This window comes from uncultured Pedobacter sp. (assembly GCF_913776295.1).
Classification (GTDB): Bacteria; Bacteroidota; Bacteroidia; order Sphingobacteriales; family Sphingobacteriaceae; genus Pedobacter.
The window spans coordinates 1-24638 of sequence record NZ_CAJYOJ010000036.1 but is presented as its reverse complement, the minus strand read 5'-3'; the positions used below and the strand labels follow the sequence as shown (position 1 = coordinate 24638).

Annotated in this window: 18 protein-coding genes; 6 read left to right on the top strand and 12 right to left on the bottom strand. The window is 38.5% G+C overall.

Translation table 11 applies throughout. The annotated features are described in order from the left end of the window. Positions 1-178 precede the first annotated feature (178 nt). The 9 genes from QZ738_RS06425 to QZ738_RS06385 all read right to left on the bottom strand — a co-directional run bounded on the left by QZ738_RS06425 (position 179) and on the right by QZ738_RS06385 (position 14171). Positions 179-1219: a metallophosphoesterase gene (locus QZ738_RS06425; protein ID WP_293785805.1), complete on the bottom strand. Its 1041-nt coding sequence runs from the start codon at positions 1217-1219 to the stop codon at positions 179-181. 17 nt (positions 1220-1236) lie between these two features. Then, positions 1237-1818 carry a hypothetical protein gene (locus tag QZ738_RS06420; RefSeq protein WP_293785803.1) on the bottom strand — a complete coding sequence of 194 codons (582 nt, stop codon included), beginning with the start codon at positions 1816-1818 and terminating at the stop codon, positions 1237-1239. Between the two features lie 4 nt (positions 1819-1822). Then, a complete protein-coding gene (locus tag QZ738_RS06415; RefSeq protein WP_293785801.1) occupies positions 1823-4585 on the bottom strand; it encodes a hypothetical protein in 2763 nt (920 codons plus the stop codon). Positions 4586-4587: 2 nt separating this feature from the next. Next, a complete protein-coding gene (locus QZ738_RS06410) occupies positions 4588-6717 on the bottom strand; it encodes a hypothetical protein (RefSeq protein WP_293785799.1) in 2130 nt (709 codons plus the stop codon). 47 nt (positions 6718-6764) lie between these two features. After that, positions 6765-8402: a hypothetical protein gene (locus tag QZ738_RS06405; protein ID WP_293785797.1), complete on the bottom strand. Its 1638-nt coding sequence runs from the start codon at positions 8400-8402 to the stop codon at positions 6765-6767. Positions 8403-8534: 132 nt separating this feature from the next. Further along, positions 8535-8921 (bottom strand): LytTR family DNA-binding domain-containing protein, encoded by a 387-nt coding sequence (locus QZ738_RS06400; protein WP_293785795.1) that lies wholly within the window; start codon positions 8919-8921, stop codon positions 8535-8537. A 285-nt stretch (positions 8922-9206) separates the two neighbouring features. After that, positions 9207-10196 carry an SH3 domain-containing protein gene (locus tag QZ738_RS06395; RefSeq protein ID WP_293785793.1) on the bottom strand — a complete coding sequence of 330 codons (990 nt, stop codon included), beginning with the start codon at positions 10194-10196 and terminating at the stop codon, positions 9207-9209. A gap of 531 nt (positions 10197-10727) precedes the next feature. Continuing rightward, complete coding sequence (locus QZ738_RS06390) at positions 10728-11816, bottom strand: PepSY domain-containing protein (protein WP_293785791.1); 1089 nt, start codon at positions 11814-11816, stop codon at positions 10728-10730. 3 nt (positions 11817-11819) lie between these two features. Beyond that, positions 11820-14171, bottom strand: coding sequence for a TonB-dependent receptor (locus tag QZ738_RS06385; RefSeq protein ID WP_293785789.1), 2352 nt, complete (start codon positions 14169-14171; stop codon positions 11820-11822). 87 nt (positions 14172-14258) lie between these two features. Between QZ738_RS06385 and QZ738_RS06380 the strand changes: the two genes are divergently transcribed. The 5 genes from QZ738_RS06380 (at position 14259) to QZ738_RS06360 (ending at position 18453) form a co-directional block, all read left to right on the top strand. Continuing rightward, on the top strand, positions 14259-15104 hold the full coding sequence (locus QZ738_RS06380) for an SDR family oxidoreductase (RefSeq protein ID WP_293785787.1): 846 nt from the start codon (positions 14259-14261) through the stop codon (positions 15102-15104). Between the two features lie 166 nt (positions 15105-15270). Next, positions 15271-15480: a hypothetical protein gene (locus QZ738_RS06375; protein ID WP_293785785.1), complete on the top strand. Its 210-nt coding sequence runs from the start codon at positions 15271-15273 to the stop codon at positions 15478-15480. 865 nt (positions 15481-16345) lie between these two features. Then, positions 16346-17152, top strand: coding sequence for a phytanoyl-CoA dioxygenase family protein (locus QZ738_RS06370; RefSeq protein ID WP_293785783.1), 807 nt, complete (start codon positions 16346-16348; stop codon positions 17150-17152). A 156-nt stretch (positions 17153-17308) separates the two neighbouring features. Further along, on the top strand, positions 17309-17989 hold the full coding sequence (locus tag QZ738_RS06365) for a CDP-alcohol phosphatidyltransferase family protein (protein ID WP_293785781.1): 681 nt from the start codon (positions 17309-17311) through the stop codon (positions 17987-17989). Continuing rightward, positions 17986-18453, top strand: coding sequence for a GtrA family protein (locus QZ738_RS06360; protein ID WP_293785779.1), 468 nt, complete (start codon positions 17986-17988; stop codon positions 18451-18453). Before QZ738_RS06365 ends, QZ738_RS06360 begins: the two co-directional genes overlap by 4 nt. Positions 18454-18589: 136 nt before the next feature. On the opposite strand, the gene QZ738_RS06355 is transcribed toward QZ738_RS06360, so the two are convergent. The 3 genes from QZ738_RS06355 to QZ738_RS06345 all read right to left on the bottom strand — a co-directional run bounded on the left by QZ738_RS06355 (position 18590) and on the right by QZ738_RS06345 (position 22091). Beyond that, on the bottom strand, positions 18590-19693 hold the full coding sequence (locus QZ738_RS06355; RefSeq protein ID WP_293785777.1) for a phosphotransferase enzyme family protein: 1104 nt from the start codon (positions 19691-19693) through the stop codon (positions 18590-18592). Positions 19694-19802: 109 nt separating this feature from the next. Then, positions 19803-21155, bottom strand: a complete 1353-nt coding sequence (locus QZ738_RS06350; RefSeq protein WP_293785775.1) for a Gfo/Idh/MocA family oxidoreductase — start codon at positions 21153-21155, stop codon at positions 19803-19805. A 126-nt stretch (positions 21156-21281) separates the two neighbouring features. After that, positions 21282-22091, bottom strand: a complete 810-nt coding sequence (locus tag QZ738_RS06345) for a phosphatase PAP2 family protein (RefSeq protein ID WP_293785773.1) — start codon at positions 22089-22091, stop codon at positions 21282-21284. Positions 22092-22462: 371 nt separating this feature from the next. Between QZ738_RS06345 and QZ738_RS06340 the strand changes: the two genes are divergently transcribed. Continuing rightward, the gene (locus QZ738_RS06340; RefSeq protein WP_293785771.1) at positions 22463-24403 is read left to right on the top strand and encodes an LTA synthase family protein; all 1941 of its coding nucleotides are present in this window, start codon (positions 22463-22465) and stop codon (positions 24401-24403) included. Positions 24404-24638 lie beyond the last annotated feature (235 nt).

Here is a 24638-nt window from a genome sequence, read left to right as displayed (position 1 = left end):
CTAAAGTTATTAAAGAATTGCACGGATATAGTTAGATCCAATAGAAGCTTCAAAAGAATTAAGGTCTATAAAGAAAAGAGAAAACCTTTGATGTACAGAGGGATATAGCTTAACTTAACGACATTGCGCGTGCGCCAGCGAGGGGGTACAAGCAATATTGCCAAGGGCATAATAAACATTATTCAAAAAAGAGATTTTCCCATTTTTTGTCTATTTTCAAATTTAATTCTTTCATTATCCATAAAATTTTTAAAGGAGTATCAAAGTTTCTCTCAACACTCATTAGAGTTAAATTTCCTTTTTTACTTTGAAAAATAAGACTTGAAAAACTATACCTATTAGCAATTTCATTAAAAAAATTAACATCTTCATCATTAATTGACTTTGTTAATTTTTCTATTTCTGAAATAATTATAGGATACATTTTTTTGAAATATGAAAAACCATTCTCTAATTCATTTATGTATGCTTTAACTTCAGCATCTTCAACATAGGATAATTTATTCTTTAATTTTTCGAAGTTTTTAATTTCCAACGAACTCCATTTTTTTTCCTTGAGAATAGGTAATTGCCATTTCTGTTGTTCTTCTCTCCAATAATCTTTCTTTGAATGGACTTGATGAATTATTTGTCCCGGAAACTCTACAGCAGTTAATAATCCACCATGACAAGCGCCAGTATCTATTCCAATCGTATTATTGTATATTTTGGGATAATTGCCAATTACAGTATGCCCGTAAACAATAGTCTTTTCTCCAAAATAATAATCATTCCAAAAAGTATTGAGTTTTAGTTTTGACTGCATATACTTCTCGCCAGCAGTTGAGCCACACAAAACACTATCATTTTGATCCTCTAATTTTTTATCATATTCCAACGCAGCGTGAACAACAATTAAATCATCAAATTCAAAATAATATCTTTTGTCCTTTAACCACTCTATAAATTCAGCGTATTCGTTTTTAAACTGAAGCTTAACAATTTCTTGAGCATACGAAAGAACCCCATTTAGATGTTTTCTTTCGTGATTTCCCATTATAATTTTAGCATTGGGTAAATCTCTAAAAAAATGATACACCTCTAACGACTTATTACCCCTATCTACAATGTCACCAACTGATAGTAACAGATCATGCTCATCAAATGCAATTTTGTCTATAAGTTCTAACAACTCATCATAACATCCGTGAATATCGCCTACAACAAATATTCTATCCATTTAAACATTACAAAAATTTACACAGGAATTAGAGGCTCAGAAAATTGATAATACTCAAAACCCTGCCAAGTAAAATCTAAATCAGGATCTATCCCTATATTAGCTGCGTAGAAATTAGCCTGATATTCTTGCAAATTATTTACGTATACACACTCTCCTTGGTCATTATATTCAAATTCGTATAGATCTTTTCCATTTACATCATAATAAATTTTAATTGTATGAACATGTTTAACAGTATTTGTAGCAATGTTATATACGTGTCTACAGATCGTTTTGTTAAGAAGACGCGGTTCTACAAAAACTTGTCTATCAACCATAACTTTATTTTCATAGCTAATACATTCATAGAGCTTGTAATTTCCTTGCTGTGATTCTATTTGGAAAGAACAATTTGGATCTAAAGTTAAAATTGATTGAATATCATCATTGGAATTTAAATTATAAGATGTACCCTCCAAAACTCCTTTCAAATACTGTTGAATTTTAATTAATTTATCCTCATTGTAAAACTTCAATAAATAGTCACCTGATTTATTAACTTGATTTTCAGAAATCTCTTTACCAAAATTATTGGCATAAACTTGTTTTGTGCTCATTACTTTAAAATTTTAGATAAGGCGCAGTATCAAATCCTCTCTTCTTTACTATAATAGAAATATCCATTGAACCTGGAGATGCGAAGCCTCTATTTATTGCTTCTGTTATAAACGATTGTCCCCCCTCTAATTTCCCAAAGGAAATTTGTCTTATAATACCTTTTTCAATTTCTCTGTTTAATTTTTCAACCGCATCATCATAATCTCGAAACCGCTTTGCATCGGGCACAACTTTCTTTGAGTTTCTTGCAAAAAATTTCTCTTTAAGTCTTTCATGTAATTTTTGACTTATTAAAGGTAAGTCTTCTTCATTAATAAATATTGCAATGTCAATATCCTTAGCTGAAGCTGATCTAAGGCAAGAACCTTGAAATCGTATATCTGATATAGGTAAACCAAATTCCTTTACCAATTGCTTAACTTGATCTTTATACGTAACGCATTCAGTCAATGATAGGAATTTACCAATGGGATATTTTTCATTCTTGACATTTATCCAATAATCCATTTGTCCTTGCAACACCGAAGCTTCAATTGTTTTACCTTTTTTACAGCTTATAAAAATAAAACCCTGAATTTCCAATTCTGTCAAATTAAGAGACACACCTTTTTCAATTATATCATCCAGTTGACTATCAGCATGTATCATAATAAAGTCTAGGTTTTCTTTGATCTTACCTGAACTATCTAAGTTAGCAAAATATATTTTCTGTTTTACCTCATTTTTAAGTCTATTTCTTATAGTTGTTGAACCAATTGCAGCCTCATTTGCTAGCTGATCAATTTTACTCTCAAATTGCTGCCTTTGAATTGCATTTTCTAAAAAATCATCTGGTAATCCTGACGGTGGGATTACATCTTTTAGTCTTTTAGCAGCTCTTTTGATCATTACATTTGTAATTGCATCAGCGCTCGCAGAAGCTATTTGCAACCAAAAAACAATGTTTTTAATTGCATTACATAATTCACTATCACAAGCCCTCCCTGCATATTGAGTTAATAACCCCAATGTACCTGACGTAAATTCAACAAGACCTATAAAAATTTTAAATTCTGGAACACCCCATTCCACAAATCTTACATACCTCAAATATCTAATTTTACCAACATTTCCAACACCTGTAAATGTTAATGCTATATCAAATAATAAGTTTGTAACCTGCTTAACATTGCTTATTCCATCAACATCGTCCTTATACATTAAATAAAATATAGGTATAAAATTATTTAATCTCTGATCACCGGTACCACCAGATATATATGGGATATTAACAAGGCTTTCGCTCACCTGTTCCATTAATGAAATTGGCTGAAACATATGATAAGTACCTACCCTTGTATCAGTACTTCCTCCAAATTCGTTAGTCTGACCAGCCTCTGTAACGCTTATATATCTCCTTACTTTATCCTGTCCACTTGATGTAAAGTTAAAAGAAAAGTCATCAAATTTGATCCCTAAAAAAGTACTCGATTTATAATTTAATAATATCGGTGCTTCCTTTTTATCATAATGGTAACTTATTTCTGTTGAGATTGTATTCTCATCATTATCTTTATAAGGATTATATTTACTAACTAGCCACATTTTATACATGGTAGAAATAACTTGCCCTTTATTACCTTTTCCATCATCACTAAAGAAAACCGGATCATCGACTGTTTTATACAAAATTTCAAATAATGTTTCTTTTTTGGGCTCAAGCGGCTTTTGAAGATCATCCATAAATTTATCAACTTCTGTAATATTAACGCCACCTCCAATCGTAGTATAAAATAAACCAACTATCTTTACTATGGCTTCTTCCTGGTTTATCTTATTAAAATACCAGTCGCCTTTTTTCCAAATGCTTTCTAATAAGATTTTTTTAAGGATCTTGTATTTTACATTATATATTAGATATGATAATTCAACTGAAGGAAAAATATTAATAAGATATACAATTAATTCATCTATACTAATTTTATGATATTCGTGGTCGAATCCTAATATCCAATATCTAAATTCTACAAGTTTTATTCGCAATAAAGCAAAATATTCTTGATTATATAATTTATGATATGGTTCATCAATGTCATTATTAGGCGCAAGATATCTATTTGGCAAGTCTACATGTGCTTCTAGTATGTCATACAAGTCATTACTCTGTAGAAAATCAATGAATAAATTGTCTTTGAATAATTCATTTAAAACATACAATACATCAAATAAGTCTTCAAGTTCATCATCATCTAAAGGTGATAATATGCCATTTGGTGTTAAATATTTTTTTTTAATGATATAGTTGCCATAAGCAATAACATCGTCTAGAACTGTTTTAGAAATCTCTGTTAATTTTCCTATTGTTTTTATATTGCTATCGATACCCAAGTCCTTTCTTAACTTAAAGCCGTACTCAGTAGTAAGTTTAAAGGTATTTCCTTCTCTAGCGATGAATTTGTAACTAAAGAAGACTTTTGAATTAGGTTCTGCATCATATCCATAAAAAAGCGCTTCTAAACCTAAACTTGGTCTTAGAGCATATTGCTCATTCTTAACTTCATTTGTAAATTTGTTAAAAGCCCAAAAATTTTTTTCTAAGAAATATCCAACGAAATCACCTTTACCATCTGTTAATGCTAAATATGGTTTACCATTTTTTTTAAACCTTTTTAAAGTACCATCATCGAAGAAAACCATATTGGAATCTTCTGGCTCAAAATAATTTAAATCGCTAACAGCAGATATTTTTACATATAAGTTATTGGCTAACTTTAAAGAATCTTCCATTATTATAGTTTTTTATCTATTGTGTAATAAAATTTTAATCCCATCATCTTTACATATCGGCTATACCCACCCGTAAAATGATATTTCCGGTCCAACGAATACACCATCACATCAGTTTCAGGCAGGTATAATTTCAGTTCGCCAATAGCTGTCTCGCCCACTACACCTGCCTTATATTTTTGATAGGTTATATTTTCAGCAGAAATCAATTCGTTTCCATCCTCAAACAGATCAATCAGGAAAAGCCTGGTATTCATTAAATTATTGGTGGTAATGAGTGCTTTAAGCAGATCATTTTCTGACTGGGTAAGTCCTAAAATGATCTTATTCGATGTACTACCATCTTTGGCCAGTAACTGCAGCCCGGTAATGGTTTCGGTACTATCGGTAAATAACTGCAAATTATAATAAAAGGCATCCGGTAATTGATAGGTTTTGTTATTGCTTACCGCCCCCGATACCGATGGGTTGGATTTGGTATCCGGCGTAAGGGTTCCCGTCACCGAAAGTGCCGAGTTTAGTACATCGACCGCTTCGGTAATATAGGTTACCCGTTTTAAGGTTGGGTTCGCTGGATCATCAGTTTCAATTACATCATTAATATTTAAAGTTTGTACAGCAGAAATGCCCAGCTGCGCCTTGTCTTTGTAATGACTAATCAGTTTTACCTTTTGCGAAGAAAGCACCGCATAATCGCTATTTTCTGTTGCTTTTAACAGTGGCGTAGCATTAAGCTGATCGAATACATCATCAAAGAAATTGGGCAGGCCCAATACATTGGTGGTTACATTCTGGTCGTCGGTTTCCTGCCCTAAAATGTATGGGTAAGTAGATCCCTGGTAAATCAGGATATTAAAACTGGCTATATTTAAGCTGTTATTATCTCCGGCCACCGCAAGGTTGGCCAGTACAATGGTTTTGGTAAACAAACTGGGTGTGCCATCGGTAGCGTTAGGTGCCTTTAAACCTTCGGCATTGATAAAGTTTTCTTTGGTTGCATTAACCAGCGTTGCTACCTGCCCATACAGCATGCTATTCGCCCCATTATCGGTTACCAATTGTAAAAAAAGCGGGTTGGTGGTACTTGCTGGCGTGCGCGGCGCTTCATCTATGAGTAAAGGCCAGCCATTGGTTCCATACACCACTTCGTTTAAAGTTGTTTCTACCGTACCCAACTTTAGGCTTTCTAAACCAGTATTGTCAATTAAATAATTGTTATAAAAATTATAAGAACGGCACCTATCGCTCTGGATATACAGGTAAAGCCTGTTTTTGGTGCTGAATTTATTTACTGCTGCATTATAAATGGCTTCGCCTTTGGTTTCTGTACCATTAATATTTACCGATCCGTTAGCGGTATGAAAACCATAAAAAGCAGCCACATCTAAAAACTGGGTGATCTGCTCCCTCACCAATTTCTTACGGAATTCATTAGTAATACTGGCCAGGTTAATGTTTGCCGATGCTGCCCTGGCATAATTCAGGTCAAAATTAAATTCGGCATTGGGCGAAGGCAGCTGGTAATCGCCGTAATTGAGTACCACATCTATTCCGCATTCGCCGTTTATAAAGTGGCCTAAAGAGGTGCCTTTAGCAATCATGGGCAGTTCGAAAGCAGTATCTTCTTTTTCTATAAACTGGCCGGCACTATCAACATATTCAGTTTCTTTAAAGAAAAACTGATCGAGTGGTAAAGTAGCTGCTTGTTGTGTAGGATCGAAACCAATGTATTTGGCCAGAAAGGGTGGCACATTTTCGTTTTTATAAAAACCGGCAAAGCTTTTATTAATTTTTTTGATAAAACCCGATACCTCATTACCATCGGCCAATACCAGGTCGCCATTAAAGAAATCGCCTTGCTGCAAACCACGGTAAATAAAATAACGGATATTTAAGCCGTTAATGGGTTGCTCGTAAGGGCGCAATATTAAATTAACTACATTACTACCCGCCGCCTGTGGCTGTATCAATACCACACCTTTACAAATGGCCAAGGCCTGCCCGCCGGTGCTGGTAAATTTGGCTGTAAGGTTAAATTCGTTGTCAGAAACTGGCCCAAAAGCCTGGGCTGCCGTTTGGCTAATCGTGGCAGGATCGGTAAAGAAATACGATTTCGGAACAAATGGGGTCATGCTTAAAATATCTTGATAAACTAAAGGAAAAATTATAGGGTACCCGGTTACGAACCTTCATCAATGATTGAATTGATATTTAATGTGGCGGTTTTGGTTGTCTTATTGTAAGCCAGGTTTCCAAGTTTGAAGTAATCGGCTATCGTACCATTTGCCTGTTTATGTTTCATTGTATTTAGCGGAATGGTATTGTTAGAGACCTGTACTCCCCCATCATTAACAAAATTGGTACCCACCAGCTGCATGGTGCCACCTTTATAGGTCACCAGTTCGATACTAAAATCGCCCGAGGCAGGCGTGCCGAACCAGATGGCATAAAGACCAACTTCTATAATATTTGCCGAATTGGGGTATGCAGCCACAAATTTTTCCATACCAATAAGCACGGCCTCAATGCCCGATGCGCCTGTATTGTCTGATGCCCACCAGAGATAGGCATCGCTTTGCGGAACCGTATCGGCCGGCACTGTGCGGTTAGGTCCACCAAAACCTACGTAAATCCCGTCGAACGCCGTTCCCGTCTGTTCAAAACCAACAAATATATCCAGATCCTGTCCGGCACCCTGCTGCCAATGATAGCGGACCGCCACGTGATCAAAATCTGCAATAACGATCTGTTCAGCTGTGGTAAATGTTAAGGTATCAGTCGGTACATGGTAATTGAAGCGTATGATATTCCGTAGATCAGCCTCTAAATAACTTCCATTTGCCCCTTTTACCACAAAACTATTAAAGTTGGTATAATTGATTGTATCACCGCCGGTTACACTTGGTATATAACTACCGGCATGACCCGTCATTACCATTTTAGCTTCTTTGGTTTTTAAGCTGAAAGCACCACTTAAGTTTTGATCTGATGCGCCACGGCCTTTGATATAAAACACAAAATCGTTTGTTCCCGGATATTCTGTTATCAGTTTCGCCAGGTTAAATTCAAAACGCCAGGTCGTTCCGTTCATCAGATCGGAAGCCAATATATAGGCATTTTCGGCTACTACTGATGCAGGCAAAAAATTATTTCCGGAATAAGCAGCCTGATGATTAACCGCTATTTCAGGATTATTAATCAAACCAATTATATTCAGGCTGGCATCATCAAATAAATCTACAACAAGCACCGACGAATTAAACGGTGTGGTATTTTTCACCACAATGTCTTTGGAAATTGTATCGCCACTTACCGTAGTGCCGAGAATATTAATCACCTGATCACTAAAGCTGCTATCATCCTTCACGGTAGTGAGCACATTGCCATTAAAACCGGCATCACCGCCAGTAACGGTAAAGGTATATCGGGCGGTTAAATCTTCTACGGTTCCGTCAGAAAAGTGGCGTAAGACCCTGAAGGTTGCCGAATCGCCCTCGTTAATCGTATCCGGACCGTTTAATTCCAAACCTGTTGTCACCTTACAGGTATAAAAGCTACGGTTTTTTATGCCCGACCAGCCCTCGCTGCTTAACACCCTTACCCCCACCGTATGGTGACCGCAATAGATCTTTCCGGCCAAACTTGCACCATGTTCACCGATCATCAGTATGCCGTTCAGGTACCATTGATAGGCCAAAACAAGCTGCTGATCTTCAGGCGTGCCGAAGGCAACCTGAAAACCAACAGTATTGTCGCTAAAATATTCTTCACCAGTTAAGGTAAACGGTGGTCCGTACAGGCAAAAAGGATCAGGCATCGGTTTTTGGATTAACTTTACATTTTTAAGCTTATCTGCTTAAAGTAACAGTTAAAAATAGACCGAAATGCACCCAAACCGAAATGCAAAAAGCAACGTTTAAGTATTCATGGCTAACTGTTAAGTATTGATCTATTTCCAGCCATTATCTGCATCTGTCAAAGCAATTTTAGGATGAATAGAATCGCTGATAAGTTCCATCAGATTTTTAAGGGAAATGGTAAACGGAACAATGGTACGGTCTAACAGGTAAAGGTTTTTCTTTTTCCTATCGATCTTATTGACAAAAGTTTTGTTAATGAGATAAGTCTGGCTGATCCGGATAAACTGGCTGGATGAAAGCTGCATACAGATTTTGGACAAGGATTTGGCCAATGTATGTTTCTGTCCGTTATGGAGATTGATGTGGGTATAACATCCATCCGATTGGCAGAAAACAATTTCATCAAACTGTACCACATGGATGTAATCACTGTTCGAGATGATCAGTTTTTGAACAGGGGAGTTTGTAGAGCGCATAGTGTGTGATCGATTATAGGTTTTTCATTATTGTGTTATTCATAAAACAGGGTTAAAAATAGCGTACAGGTCACATCACTTCCGGGTTACCAGGTATAAACATCACTTTTAAATGTATCGACGACTAATTTTAAAAAACTGAAAAGGCTAAAAAATGGCAGGTTTCAACCAACTTACAACCAAGCTAAAATGTACGATAAAATATTAATTAAACTGAAATAAAGTAGCCTGAACAGATCATAAAAACATACCCTGTCAGCACAAAAAAAATCTTACCGTAACGTTTTACTTTGCTATACTTAAAAACTCTTTTTTAACCCATTTATTATCCGATGAAATTTTGAACCAATTATTTTTTTCTTCGGTTACAAATACTTCCTGATTTTCGGATAATGAAGCAACTTTGGGATAGTTGGTACCGGGCCCACTGCGTACATTGAGCACATGGGCATTCACGATATAGCGTTTCACGTCTCTTGTATAAGAAGCATTTACCCAATGATGATCAGAGGAAGATATCTTGTACCAGCCGTTTTTGATTTCGTAAACCCTTAAAATAGACCCCAAAATAGCTGCATCCCTACCTTTTACTTTATTGCTTTTCGCGTCTGCATCCTCTCTTATGTTCAAGGTATCGGCAGTTACATAAGCATATTTTAATACCCGAACATGTGCTGGTGGAGCAGCAGCCCCTAAACTCTTGGCAACCAGCGGCAAAAAGTTTTTTTCACAATCGGCTACTTTATTGCCTCCAAAAAAGTTGGTACCCGGACAGGTTTTATTGTTTTTAGTGCCATTATTGCGTTCGCCGGTGGAGAGGTTAAACCAATGGTGGTAAACAATTTTTTGGCTGTTAACAGGAATGCTGAATTTTTTACATAAAGCGGCCGTCATTCTTACAATGGTTTCTTTGTGCGCAGCCGTCATGGCATCTTTACCCAAATCAAAATTGCCCAGGTTTTCTATACAGATGGCATTGGCATTAAAGCCAAAAATACAAGCTGGTGTATGCTCCAGGCTCCTTCCGGTTAAAATGCTTCCATCAGGAAAAGTGGTAAAGTGTTGCCCGATTTCCATCCAGCCATGATTGTTTACATGATAATCTCTCATGGCCAGCTGCAGCTCAAAATGATTTTCATTTTTGAAAGAGATGTAACTGGGGTTCCAGGTATGGTGTTGCTGGAGGTACAAAATGGTCTTGGCCACCTTTAAGTTGGCAATCCATTCTTCAAATTCTGAAATACTGAGTTTAGTGAAGCCTGATTTAGAGATCATGATAGCGTTTTTCTTTATCTTTTGAGTATAGGCTCCATTTAAACACGTATTTATACGGTGACCAATACGGAAAGAAAATTACATTTTTTTTGACAAATCATCGGATAATTTTTAAATTATTTATCAGACCTCGTTTGACAGACACCAATTCTAACTGCCTTCGTTTGGTTAAAACGTAACCAGCTTTGATCGTGATTAAACTGAAGTATCAGGAAGAACGATAGCAATTAATCGCAATAAAGACTGACCAATCTTTTAATGATGAAGCAAAGAGATTTATTAAAAACTTCAGTTTCGATTAATAACCTGGCTTTTAAGCCAATTTTTTAAGAATTTTAGCATTGTTTTCGTCACCTTGATCCGATACCATTGGATTCATTCCATGGTCTTAATAGCATGAAAGATGCTGATCGCAAATCTTCGGAACAGCATCACGATCGCTTAATATAAAGTGGCTTTAAACACTCACTATGATTTAGATATGAATCGAACTTAAGAAAAGTTTAGACTATAGCAACCATGCGGATGCGGTTACTTCTTTTTGTGCTTTTTCCTTTTTTGCCACCAGATCATAAAACCTGTTATGGGCAAACTCGCTGCAACCAATGCTGCTATAAGGGAAAGAATTTTATTCGGAAGGCCAAAAAGCCTGCCCGTGTGCAGGTCGTAATTGGTGGCCTCTATCAAATCGGCCCCGTTATAATCTTTGTACAACTTCGCCCTGATCATTCTGCCGGTAGCTTCCTCATAAAAAAAAGTATTCTGCTTGCGTGCCCATCGGTACGGATAAATCATCCTCAACCTCAATTCGCCCTTGCCCCGAACCGAAAGACTAGTAGAAATAGCCCCGGGATATTTGATTTTAGCTTCGGTACAGATTTTATGGTAACGAACAGGCAAGGGATCAATCGATGCGGGTTTGGCCGAAACGATCGCTTCGCCCTGCTTCAATTTACTCCCGGTAAAAAAGCTGGCTGCATTTTTTACTTCTTTAAAGGCAAAGTATAAACCACTCAAAGCGGTAACCAACAGCACAAACGACGCGTAAAAACCCAATACATTATGTAAATCGTAATTTAGTCGTTTAAATGATGCTTTTCTTTTAATGGTGAACGATTGTTTTAGCAACCGCATTTGACCGGGAAACCAGAGAATCAGTCCGGTAATGAGCATCAGTACAAAAATCACTACCGACCACCGTATGATAAACTTTCCGGTTTCACCTAACAACAGCGAAATATGGATATGCTCCACCACCTGAAGCCAGTCTTCTTCACCTTGTTTTACTAAAGTACCATCGTAAGGATTAAAATAGTAAACCTTTCCTTTTTTACTGGTCAGTTCTACTGTTGCATCTGGCTGTGCATCTTCGATTCTCACCAGCCTTAATTCATCTTTGGGCGAAAGTTTATCAAATCCCGCAATCACTTTATCTAAACCCACAAAAGGCTTCTTCTGAAGCCTTACGTACCGAAAATCTTTTTGTGTATAATCCCTGATCTCTTCTTCAAAAATATATAGCGCGCCAGTTACGCTAATGATCAATACCACCAGGCCAGTTGCCAGGCCGAGCCAGAGGTGAATGTTCCTGATGGTATTTTTAAATTTCCTGTTTTTCATTACTTAAAAAGCATAACCCAGTGAAAGGTTAAATCTGCGCCCATTTCCCCTCACATAATTTATATTGCTGCCATAAAACTGGGAAATGGCAGGATAATAAACTTTATTCAATAAATTTTCTATTCCCAAAGATAATTCTAACGGTGGTATAACCTGGTACACTGCTGCAACATTAAATAGGTTGAAAGCTTTTACCGGTCCTTCACCGATTAAATATTTCCCCGCAGCGTTGGTTTTAAAACGATCGCGGTTTCCTACCCGCATCCAGTTGACATCCAAACTCAGGTTTTTAATACCTGAATACTTCAGGTAAACCGTAGTTTTTGATGGCGGGATACGCGTTGTGTTTAAATATACATCTTTCGGGCCGTTAAAGTCACCGTCATTATCTACATCTCCTTTTCCTTCTACCTGTGCGTAGTTACCGCCAATACTCAATTCACGTAGCAACTGATAATCAGCCTGTATTTCAAATCCATATACACGCTCAGGAATACGTTGAGAAATATAGACGCCATTTACCTCTAAAAGATTGGCCCCCAGTTTAGAAGTGCTATAGTAATAAGCTGCACTAAAATTAAATTTATCTATACTGCTGCTAAAACCGGCTTCATAATTATTTACAATGATGGGTTTGGTTTCCAGTTGCGATAAGGTATTGCTTTTGGCTGCCCTTAATACCCTACCTAGCTCAAATACCGAAAACGACTGTGCATAACTGATAAAAGGGTTAAAAAATTTGAATTTGGAGTAACGCGCACCTGCATTAAACACCAAAGCATTGTAATTTAGTTTGCCGCCCTGTACCGCAATACTTCCTGCACCGTTTGCACCGGTGGCCAGCGTATTAAAATCATCTACATCAATGTTGATATTTTCTACCCTTAGCCCTCCTTTTATGGTTAAATCATCTATTAAAGTTGCAGAGGCCTGTAAGTAAGGCGCAAAGTTTACCATATTCATATCAGGCACCCATAAACGCCCATCAGTTAAGCTTTGAGCGGTTTTATCGTTCATTAAATCTAAACCATAGTTCAATTGCATCGGTACCCGGTCTGTTAAATTAAAAGGTGTGTTCAGGTTTACCCTGGCGCCTTTTTTGGTAGAGGTAATGGCCGATTGGCCGCCGCCAAAAAACGAAGCTGAATTAGAATAAATGGTGTAAAAATCCTGGTAATACAGGTTCGCCGTTAAATCGGTTTTACCGAATATCTGCTGATTGGTATATTGTAAATTGGCATTATGATTAAACCTTGTGCCTTCATCTTCGCCCAGTCTTGTACCGTAAACCCCAATCGCTGGCGACTGACCATAAACACCTTCTTTGGTAATGTATTTAGAACGTTGTCTGGAACTGAAATAATTGTACATCAGCTGTAAGCGCTGTTTCGGCGTAAAGTTATACCCTAATTTTACAAAACCATTGTAAGATCTGGTTTCTCCCAAACCGTATTCAGGCGATAAAACCAAACCATCTGCATCGCGGAAAACACCGGTTTTTTCGAACATCCCGCTTACTAGGTAATCAAATTTACCGGTTTTACCATATAGCTGTTGCGAAAAACGGTAACCAATAGTGCTATCTCCTTTTAAGTTTCCGGTAATGCCAGCTTGCGAATACCCTCCAAATGATTTCCCCTGATCGGCTTTTTTAGTAATATAATTGATTAAACCACCTTCTGCACCGTTACCATAAATGGCTGTGGCACCTTTAATCACCTCCACACGTTCAATAACAGAAGGGTCTATACTGCGGATATCTCTTCCCCCTGCCCGCAAAGGAGTGGATTGCGGAATACCATCAATTAAAACCAAAACACTTCTGCCGCGTAAAGTCTGACCAGAGTTACCGGTTTGATTGGTTGAAAAACCTAATCCCGGAACGCTATAAGAAAGTATATTAGCCAAATTCGGACTAATGGTTGATTGCGTATTCAGTTCTTTCGCAGTAAGCACCGTTACCGATGACGGGGTTTGCGATAGTGACTCAGGCCTTCTGCTGGCCGAAACAATGACATCATTTAGCCCTTCGGCCTGCTCTTTCAAAACAAATGTTACCAAAATGGTATCGTTTGCAGTCACAGACACCGCCTGTTCAAGCAGGTCGTAACCCGTAATCGAAACTTTAATTTGCTGATTGCCTACCGGAACAGCATTTAGTTTAAAGGTACCCCTTTGGTCAGAAGTGGTTTTAAGGTTCTGCTTTTTAACCTGGACATTGGCGAAAGGGACGCCGTTCCCCAGGGAGTCGACTACTTTGCCCTTGATGGATCCTTTTCCTCCCTGTGCAAATAAGGTAATGGTTAACAGCATCATAAATACTGTGGCAAAAAATTTTAGGTATAGGTGTCTCATATGGATCTGAAAATTTCGGCAAATCTAATATTATTTAGACTCGTTAAAAATAATAATTCAAAAAAGTTGCTGAACTGGTGTTTAATCATGCATCTTTTTAAAATAAATAAGGCAAAAGATTTATTTTATCTGATATTTGCCAAGATGTTGGACACCAAGGATACGTACGCAATGATAACCGGAGCCAGCAAAGGCATCGGCAAATCGATGGCCATTGCACTGGCCAAACGAAATATCAATCTGCTGCTCATTTCACGCTCGGCCGATGAATTAGGCCTTTTACAAAAGGCTATTCAAAATGAATATGGGGTTGAAGTGCACATCATGTCCATTGATCTTAGTCTGGCTGAATCTCCTCAGGCTGTATATAACTGGATAACAGAAAAGAATTATGTTATTCAGATCCTGATCAATAATGCCGGCTACGGATTATGGGGGAAATTTGCAGAATTGAGTCTGGATGCTCAGTTAGAAATGTGTCAGTTAAACATGACTACTGTAACCGCGTTATGCCACTTATTGCTTCCAGTCCTTTCAACGCAAAAAAAGGCATATGTTCTTAACGTTTGCAGTACCGCAGCTTACCAGGCTGTACCCACCCTGGCCATTTATTCGGCAACAAAAGCCTTTATTTTATCTTTTACCCGGGCATTAAGGTTCGAACTTAAAGACGGTCCGGTTTCCGTAAGCTGCCTGAGTCCTGGCCCTGTTGATACCGGTTTTGCACACCGCGCCGGACTGGATGCTTTTAACAAAATGGCCGAGAAATTTAATATGAAACCTGATGAAGTGGCCGAAATTGCCATTAAGGGATTATTTGCCGGAAAAGCAGAGATTATTCCGGGTTTTACCAATATCATCAGTGTGTACGCCAACAGGATTTTACCAAAAGGATTTATCGAAAAAATGGCCGCAGGCATTTATAAGACTTAGTTAATGCGCGGCCGCATGTTCTCATCTGACTGATTGAATATGTTTAAAGTCCTTTTATACAACGTCTTGGTTCGTATCTCCACGAACCATAACCCTCATTGATCCTAACGCCTGGTCTCTCTGACCGAAATAAAATTGGGAAACGAGCATACAGTGGTTCCTGGCGGTGTGTAGTCCTGCTTTCGCTTATAGTCCTCGCTGCGCTCCGGGCTATTCCGCTCAATCAGGTTTAGAAACAGGGGTTTATTCGCCTTTCAAATTTGCCGGAAAAGCAGAGATTATTCCGGGTTTTACCAATCTCATCAGTGTGTATGCCAACAGGATTTTACCAAAAGGATTTATCGAAAAAATGGCCGCAGGCATTTATAAGACTTAGTTAATGCGCGGCCGGATGTTCCCATGTGACTGATCGAATGTGTCCAAGGTACTTTTATACATCGCCTTGGTTCGTGTCTCCACGAACCATACCCCTCATTTATCCTAACGCATGGTCTCTCACTGACCGAAATAAAATTGGGAAACGACCATGCAGTGGTTCCTGGCGGTGTGTAGTCCTGCTTTCGCTTATAGTCCTCGCTGCGCTCCGGGCTATTCCGCTCAATCAGGTTTAGAAACAGGGGTTTAATTCGCCTTTCAAATTTGCCGGAAAAGCAGAGATTATTCCGGGTTTTACCAATGTTATTAGTGTGTACGCAAACAGGATATTACCAAAAGGATTTATCGAAAAAATGGCCGCCGGCATTTATAAGACTTAGTTAATGCGCGGCCGGATGTTCCCATCTGACTGATCGAATATGTTCAAGGTCCTTTTATACATCGCCTTGGTTCGTGTCTCCACGAACCATAACCCTCATTTATCCTAACGCTTGGTCTCTCACTGACCGAAATAAAATTGGGAAACGAGCATACAGTTGTTCCTGGCGGTGTGTAGCCCCGCTATTCATTTCAAGTCCCCTCCGATGAAAATCGGGATCCGGGCTTTACATTGCTATCGGGTGTAGGAACAAGGGCTGTGTACCCTGCAACCTTAATTTTAAAATATTTTCAATTAAATTCTTTATAACATTAAAAATATGTTACGTTTGTATTAAATACTACTAAATCTATAGATTATGTATAATAAAACATCTTTGTTTTATTATCTTTCAGTAACGAACCACTCGCGAATGCGAATGTACTGTTGCTGCGCATCATTCTGATTTCAACTTATCTTTTTCCTAAATCTTTTAAACTTTTTACACATGGCAACATCGTATCCAACCTTTACCCTATCTGAGCAATTAAAGCCACAACAAATCGAGTTCTTTAACACACATGGCTTTATCCATTTTAAGAATTTTATCAAACCAGAAACCGTTTCTTCCATCATTGAGGCATCAAAACAGGTTGAAAAAAAATGGATAGAACAAGATATCAAAAAAATAAATGGTGTGCCTATCAAGTACGGAAAGGATCTTGATGGCTCGCCAATTGTACAGCGTTTTGCCTTTATCAACCAACAGCATCAAACGTTAAGCGGCCTGCTGTTAGACCCCAGGTTTAATGCCCTGCTCCAGCTGGCTGGAGATGGTGCACGTTTAGGTACTGAAGAAAAAGATGGAATGGTATTTAACCATTATATAAACGGACCAGAAAGCAAATTCAGCAAAATGGGTTGGCATACGGATGGTTTAAGGGATATTTTCTATGGCACAAAACTCAATCCGATGTTGAATGTAGGGATTCATTTAAGCACGCTGAAACCTGAAAATGGCGGATTAAAAATTATTGCGGGCACCCATAAACAAAGTATTTACCAAATGCTTTTCCGCAAAAAATATTTCCTGGATAATAAACCTGACGCCGAAGAGGTAGCGATATTACCTGAAGCCGGCGATCTAACCATTCACGACGGCAGGCTTTGGCACCGGGTGGCAGAATCTTCTGTTCGTGGTGAGGAAAGCAGAAGACGTGTCATCTATATCCCGATTATTGCCGGTAAATATGCACCAAAGCATGAAAACAGTCCAACCGTATTTTACCAGCGCTTTGCAGGCATCGTTAAATAGGCATGTTATTTGTACTGGCAATCAGTTACCTGGTCAGATCAGGGAAACTAAAACGGATGGCTGCTTTTTCAAAGGGTTTACCGAGAAGAATGAGTTTAAAATTTTATCGATCGGAAACGATAATGTTATTCGGCCTGGTATTGGCAAGCTATTAAATTGGAGGGTATTATTAAAGCAAAAGAAAACAATACCGGGATATTTTCAGATCGGGAACGTACCAATGTTTTGCATAAAAGCGAGCAGAAGTTCATCTTATTCCTGCTTAAAAAAGTGCCTGGATGGATCACCCCAAATATCATGACAGCGATTGGTCTGTTTGGATCGGTAATTGTTTTTATAGCTTTTATCTTAGGCAGATTTCATTCCAGATATGATTTATTGATCGGTATTGTAGGTTTGATCATCAATTGGCTCGGCGATTCACTTGACGGCAGGTTAGCTTATTACCGCGGGATAGCACGAAAGTGGTATGGATTTGCACTTGATATTGTAATGGATTGGCTCAGTATTATCCTCATTGGCTTAGGTTATTACTTTTACGCTAATGGAACTACACAGATTTTTGCTTTTTTATTCGTGGTTTTATATGGCTGGTCGATGATTATAAGTCAAATCCGCTATAAAATAACAGGTTGCTACCAAATCGATTCAGGATATGTAGGGCCAACCGAATTACGGGTAATCATTGCGCTTACTCTGATTACCGAAACGTTATTTGCAGGCAGCATTGCCTATTTTGCCGTTACTGTAACCGCCTTACTTTTGGTCATTAATGTGATCGACACGGTTAAACTTTTAAAAGCAGGTGATGCCAGAGACCGGGAGGAAAAGGCATGATCAGCTGGCCATCTGTAAAAGTTTTTCTCAAAGCTCAGGTATCAGCTTTTTCTGGAGGTGTTACCGACTATGGGTTAATGATCCTGCTCACCGAATGGCTGCATATCCACTTTACCATTTCAATTCTGATTTCGGGCACACTCGGTGGCATCGTTAATTTTTGCATTAACCGTTTTTGGGCTTTTAAAAGTAATGTTGGGTATTCCCGGTCTAGCCGTACGCAACTTTTTCGCTTTTTCAGTGTGGTTCTGGGCAGTATTTCATTAAAATCAGCAGGTACCTATCTGTTGCAGCAAAGCCTGCATATTGATTATAAAATCGGCAGGCTTTTAACAGACAGTATCGTTTCTTACGGTTTTAACTATCCGTTAATGAAATACTGGGTTTTTAAAACAAATAACTTAAGTGATGCAGAAACTGATGAAGAAGATTACATCGAAAGACTTGGTAAACAGCAGGTTTAATGACCGGGTTTTGGTGTTCCAAAGGCATGCTAATTTTACCAGTCAAACGTTTGCGCATTGTTAAAGTAAAAATAAGTCCGAATGTAGGCGGTGCAGCGACCGGATGTTCAAAGGACGAGTCTGTGAGGAAAAACCGTTATGTTGTCCGTAGCTGGCCGTGTATTGGATGCGCTGTTTCCCTACTTCTATCCATTTCCCTGATCATTTCTTCAAATTCCGGTTGTTTGGCCACATACTTATTTAATAAATCGATCTGGTTTAAGCCCCTTACCAAATTCTGCCCGGGATAATTTGTTTTATAGTAAATGTCACCGTTTAAGAAATCAGTGATAAACCTGACAGCCTGCATGTAAATCATAAATTTGCCTGAATAGATCAAGAACTGCTTCTCGATCGGCGTCAAAACCTGGCCCATTTTTTCCATATAGCCCTTGTAAATCGCGGCAAAAACATCATTTCTAATGGCGATTTTAGTAAAATCCTTTTCTTCTTCATTGGCTCTTGACAGATAAGTACGCAACATATCACCCACATCGCTGATGAAGTATCCCGGCATTACGGTATCCAGATCAATTACGCATAAACCTATACCGGTTTCGGCCTGTAATAATACATTGCTTATTTTGGTATCATGATGCATCACCCGTAAATGAAGTGCACCGCTACCTACCAGCTGTACATACTGTTCTTCTATATCATAATACCTGATAATCTCTTCTATTGCAAACTTTGCCTCGCTAATCCTTTCGTTACCAGCTTCTGCCAATGCTTTCTTAAACTGCGCTACACGTAAGGGTAGGTTATGAAAATCTTTAATGGTAGGCTTTAGTTTTTGAACATCAAAATCGCTGAGCCTGCAGGCAAATTCACCAAACTGCCTGGCGGCCTGGTAGGCCTGTTCGGCATGTATTACAAAATCGATCGTGCAGGAATCCTCCACAAATGGAAAAATCCTGTAAAAGTGATCGCTGATAACCACAAAATCATCTCCATTTGTAGCTTTAACCGGAGCAACGAATAAATAATCGGGAGCCGTTTGATCTAAATATCCTTTTATCGCTTTGATATTCTGAGCAATATGTTCAGGTTGCTGGAAAACTGCTGTATTTACCTTTTGCAAAATATAGGCTAAGCCCTCATGGTAAATTTTCCAGGTATGGTTAATTAAACCCGAACCGAAAGGTTCCATTTTACATTTTTCTGCATGAAGCCCATAAGCACCTAAAACTACCTGAAACATAAAGTTTTATATAATTGACAAAATTTTAGAAAAAAGCGTTCAACCACCTTTTAAATTGATTACTAGTTAAAAATATGCGGGTAAGCCTGGGCAATACCCGCAACCGAGACTAAAAACCGCTGTCGTCTAAAGCGAAAGTATTTTTACGGTCTTTCCATTTTCCTTTGGTAAAATCAGGAAACTTCTGTGGCATATTGCCCTCTTTTAATGATTTTGTAGAAAGCGGTGTAATTACACTCATCGTTACGGAATCATATACATCAATCGGTGTTTGTTTTTTCTGTTTTACGGCCTGGATAAATGCGTTAAACACAAACCAGTCCATACCGCCATGACCTGCTCCTACTGCCTCTGCTTCATATTTTTTCCAAAGCGGGTGATCGTATTTGGCAAACCATTCCTGGGCGGGGTCCCAAACATCATCTTTTTTTGATTTATGGTCGATATAAACCGATTTGTTTACATCCATCCAAAGTCCCTTTGTACCCTGCACCCTAAAACCGAGTGAATACGGACGAGGCAGGTGCGTATCATGACTCAACAAAACGGTTTCGCCATTTGCACAGTTGATCATGGTTGTGGTCACGTCACCGTTTTTATAATCGATTTTGGCATTGGGGTGGCCAGGCGACATTTCTTCTACATAAGCGGCCAAACCTTTGGCTTTAGAACTGAACGATACCAGACTGGTAAAACGATTCCCCCTGTTAATATTGGCATATTGCATAATTGGCCCAACTCCATGGGTTGGATATAAATCACCATCCTGATCAATGTTGAACTGTGTACGCCATTGTGCTTCGCTCAAGGCTTTAGGGCCAAACTCTACCCCGCCACCATAATAATCTTTACCGTTATTAAACAGTACATTTCTTAAGTTATGCTGATAACCGCCTTCCAGGTGTAACAACTCGCCGAAAAGCCCTTGCCTAACCATATTTAAAGCCGCCATAACATCTCTACGGTAGCAAACATTCTCTAAAGTCATGTATGGCATGCCTGTTTTTTCAGAGGTATTTACAATATCCCAATGATCTTCTACCGTTAAGCCAGCAATTACTTCGCAGCCTACATACTTACCTGCTTTCATGGCATCAACCGCCTGGTCGCGATGAAACTGCCAGGGCGTTGCAATAATTACGGCATCAATATCTTTACGATCCAGCAGTTTTTTATAAGCATCTAAACCTCCGGTATATTCTGTGGCAGCAGGTATGCCCTTTTTAGCTATAAAATTGCGACAAATTTTAAGCGAGCTTTCCTGTGTATCACAAATGGCAACAATTTCTACATCATCTCTTAAGGCACCTTCAGCAATATGGCTCATCCCGCGCGCACCTACCCCGATGTAACCTAATCTAACTTTTCCACTGTCTGATGATGCAAATAAACTTCCGGTTGGCAGGATGGTTAAACCCGCAGCCGTAAATGTGCCATTTTTAATAAATTCTCTACGTTCCATTGATGTTTTTTGGTTTTGTTGATTTGTATTTTTAAAAGTAGCTCAAGCTTTTGAGTATTACAAGATCAATAACCGCGCAAACGATTGACTAATTTAGTTTAGGTATGTTTTGTTATCAAATCAACGTTAAAATCTCCCTGAAAGCATTAAACCTATACTACCTTGCTGATGGAAGGGCATGAAAGTAAAATTCGATTCTTTTTTGGTGGTAAAAAGGCTTTTAATGCTGGGATACACCAGATAGGATATTTTCGTGGCAGCAATCCCAAATCCGGCACCGGCCACCACATCGCTAAACCAATGTTTATTGTTGTACATCCGCAATGTTCCGGTGGCCGTGGCAACAAAATAACCCGCGTAACCAATCCACGGGTTGATATCTTTATACTCCTGGTGAAGAAATTCTGCGGCCATAAATGCAGAAGCAGTATGTCCTGGCGGAAAAGAATTAAATCCCGACCCATCCGGCCGTTCCCTACCCACACCTTGCTTTACCAGATGGGTAGAAACGCCCATAATGGCAGCAGAGGTTACATATAACATGGAAGCATCAAATAAATTGTGTTTCCCTTTTATGCCCGATAAATTTAACGCATAAACTGCAGCAGCAGGCGCAAATTGCAAATAATCATCAACATGTGCAGCAAATAAAGGATGATCTTCCTGTAATTCTGCCCGGGTACTTAAATCGAGCTGTTTTAGTGCACCGTGATCATAAACCGATGCAAAACCATAGCCGGCAAACAATATAGGCACAATAAAGGCTGCTGGCATAAATTTTCTTTTCGGAACCACATCACCTGTATACCATCGCCTTAATGAATCTGCGGGAACATTTTTAAGAGAATCTACATTTTGGATAGCTTGCATATTGCACGAGGCATAGGTTTGTCCCATGCCATTAAGAATCAACAGCGCTATTAAAAAACTTTTCATCATTTTAATTTTAACCAAAACTATAAGCGAATTATGGAGAAATTCTGAAGTATGATGATATTCTAAATTTTTGAAGCGAATGTATATACCGGGAATATCACTTAAGCACTTTGCTAATAGAAAAAACAGTTCAAAAGTATACCATACTAACTATTTTTCTGGCATAGCCTTGATCCGTTTCCATCAGCCAGTATCGAAAGACTTTATTGTTAACAAAAAATAAAAAAGACTTAATAAATTATTAAACCAATTAATTTAACAATATCTTTAAGCCTAACCAAACCTTCAGGATTTCTTCAGAATTGAAACCTACCTTCGCCAATTATTTAATAATCTGCCAGGTAAACTTCTGTTTTGATCCATCGTGAATTATGAGCTTTAAAGAAAAAACCAATCAATTACTATATCACAGATTTGGACCAGTTTTTTTAGTAACGGCATTGCTATGCAGCATTTCTTTCCTTACCAGAATAGCCCTGTTGATTTACAGTGCAAATGCCGTTGAATGGTCTATTCCCAATCTTCTTAAAATTTTGTTCATCGGCTTATTTTACGACCTTGCCGCGGCATCTTTTGCCATCATTCCGATTGTGATTTACCTGTGGCTGCTGCCTTCTAAATGGTATGCCAGCAAAACCAATAGGGTATTATTGTTCATTTACTTTTTTTTCGTTGTTTTTACGCTTATTTTCAATGCCATTTCGGAATGGTTCTTCTGGGAAGAATTTTCGGTGCGCTACAACTTTATAGCAGTTGATTACCTGGTGTATACCACCGAAGTTATTGGAAATATCCGCCAATCGTACCCGATAAACAGCATTATGACAGGCTTGGTTATAGTCACCTCACTAGTTGTTTATTGGTTAAGAAAACCAATCACCACTTCTACTACCCATGCAACAGGTTTTGGTGAACGCAGTAAAACTGCCCTGATTCTTTTGTGCCTGCCTGTAATCACCTATTTTGGTGTAAGCCACAAATTAAAATACCTGAGCAAAAACCAATATGTAAATGAACTTTCGGGTAATGGTATGTACGATTTTGGATTTGCTTTTTGGAATAATCAGCTGGACTATAATACTTTTTATAAAACGCTACCAATCAAAAAAGCAGAGAGCATTTTGCAAAATTTACTTCAACATGATTCGACTGCAAAAGGCACATTTAAGAATACGTCCAGAACCATCAGCAGCACAGGTACCGAAAATAAAATGAATGTGGTACTGATCAGTGTAGAAAGTTTAAGCGCTGAATTTTTAGGTTCATTTGGCAATAAACAGCATATTACGCCACAACTTGATTCGCTTGCTAAAGAAGGTTTGCTCTTCAGTAACCTTTATGCCTCAGGAACGCGCACCGTACGTGGTTTAGAGGCCCTTTCACTTTGTATTCCACCTACCCCGGGTCAATCTATTGTAAAGCGACCTGATAATAAAAATCTGTTTACTTTAGGTAATGTATTTCGTTCTAAAGGCTATAACAGCAGATTTATTTATGGTGGCTATGGCTATTTTGATAACATGAATGAGTTTTTTTCCAATAATGGCTATCAGGTAACGGATAGAACTGCGCTTCAGGATTCAGAAATCCACTACTCGAATATCTGGGGTGTTGCTGATGAAGATCTGTTTACACTTTCGCTACGTGAACTGGATAAAGATTATCAAAACAAAAAGCCTTTTTTTGCACAGATTATGACGGTTTCGAACCACCGCCCTTATACTTATCCAGAAGGCAGGATTGATATCCCCTCGCACACCGGCAGAGAAGGTGCAGTTAAATATACTGATTATGCCATTGGAAAGTTTATACGGGAAGCGAAACAGAAACCCTGGTTTTCCAACACGCTATTTGTTATTGTTGCCGACCATTGTGCATCAAGCGCGGGTAAAGTAGAATTACCGGTTGATAAATACCATATTCCAATGATTTTTTACAGTCCGGGGCACATTACGCCAGGCAAATTCGAAAAACTTACGGCGCAGATTGATATCGGCCCTACCATTCTGGGTTATCTGAATTTCGGTTACGACAGCAAGTTTTTTGGTCAGGATGTGTTTAAAATGAATGATCGTGAGGAAAGGGCTTTCATCAGCACTTACCAGAGTTTGGGATACATCAAAAATAAAACCCTGGTGATTTTGAATCCGCATAAAAAAGTAGCTACCTACAAGCCCGATTTTATCAACGGCGGTGCTGTAGCCATACCGGCAAACCAGAAACTGATTGATGAAGCAATCTCCAATTACCAAATGGCTTCGTATCTCTACCAAAATGGATTGTATGGTTTTGAGACTAGTAAGAAACCTTAATAACCTGGGTTTGATATTTTTCTGTTAGCAAAACCATCTTTATAATTTAAATCGGTCTTTGAAATTGTGTGATGAGTATAGATTGTCATCCTGAGGAATAATTTATGGTATAAAAATCAATATAAATGACGTATACATTTCTTTTTTTGCCCCAGGGCTAAGCCTTGCCTCGGCTCGCCGCCGCCGAAGGGCTCTTTCTTTTTGATGTCAAAAAGAAACAAAAAACACCGGCTGA

Excerpts from the sequence above, each read along its gene's own strand:
- QZ738_RS06425 (WP_293785805.1), bottom strand. The coding sequence starts at position 1,219 with ATGGATAGAATATTTGTTGTAGGCGATATTCACGGATGTTATGATGAG.
- QZ738_RS06420 (WP_293785803.1), bottom strand. The coding sequence starts at position 1,818 with ATGAGCACAAAACAAGTTTATGCCAATAATTTTGGTAAAGAGATTTCT.
- QZ738_RS06415 (WP_293785801.1), bottom strand. The coding sequence starts at position 4,585 with ATGGAAGATTCTTTAAAGTTAGCCAATAACTTATATGTAAAAATATCT.
- QZ738_RS06410 (WP_293785799.1), bottom strand. The coding sequence starts at position 6,717 with ATGACCCCATTTGTTCCGAAATCGTATTTCTTTACCGATCCTGCCACG.
- QZ738_RS06405 (WP_293785797.1), bottom strand. The coding sequence starts at position 8,402 with ATGCCTGATCCTTTTTGCCTGTACGGACCACCGTTTACCTTAACTGGT.
- QZ738_RS06400 (WP_293785795.1), bottom strand. The coding sequence starts at position 8,921 with ATGCGCTCTACAAACTCCCCTGTTCAAAAACTGATCATCTCGAACAGT.
- QZ738_RS06395 (WP_293785793.1), bottom strand. The coding sequence starts at position 10,196 with ATGATCTCTAAATCAGGCTTCACTAAACTCAGTATTTCAGAATTTGAA.
- QZ738_RS06390 (WP_293785791.1), bottom strand. The coding sequence starts at position 11,816 with ATGAAAAACAGGAAATTTAAAAATACCATCAGGAACATTCACCTCTGG.
- QZ738_RS06385 (WP_293785789.1), bottom strand. The coding sequence starts at position 14,171 with ATGAGACACCTATACCTAAAATTTTTTGCCACAGTATTTATGATGCTG.
- QZ738_RS06380 (WP_293785787.1), top strand. The coding sequence starts at position 14,259 with ATGCATCTTTTTAAAATAAATAAGGCAAAAGATTTATTTTATCTGATA.
- QZ738_RS06370 (WP_293785783.1), top strand. The coding sequence starts at position 16,346 with ATGGCAACATCGTATCCAACCTTTACCCTATCTGAGCAATTAAAGCCA.
- QZ738_RS06360 (WP_293785779.1), top strand. The coding sequence starts at position 17,986 with ATGATCAGCTGGCCATCTGTAAAAGTTTTTCTCAAAGCTCAGGTATCA.
- QZ738_RS06355 (WP_293785777.1), bottom strand. The coding sequence starts at position 19,693 with ATGTTTCAGGTAGTTTTAGGTGCTTATGGGCTTCATGCAGAAAAATGT.
- QZ738_RS06350 (WP_293785775.1), bottom strand. The coding sequence starts at position 21,155 with ATGGAACGTAGAGAATTTATTAAAAATGGCACATTTACGGCTGCGGGT.
- QZ738_RS06345 (WP_293785773.1), bottom strand. The coding sequence starts at position 22,091 with ATGAAAAGTTTTTTAATAGCGCTGTTGATTCTTAATGGCATGGGACAA.
- QZ738_RS06340 (WP_293785771.1), top strand. The coding sequence starts at position 22,463 with ATGAGCTTTAAAGAAAAAACCAATCAATTACTATATCACAGATTTGGA.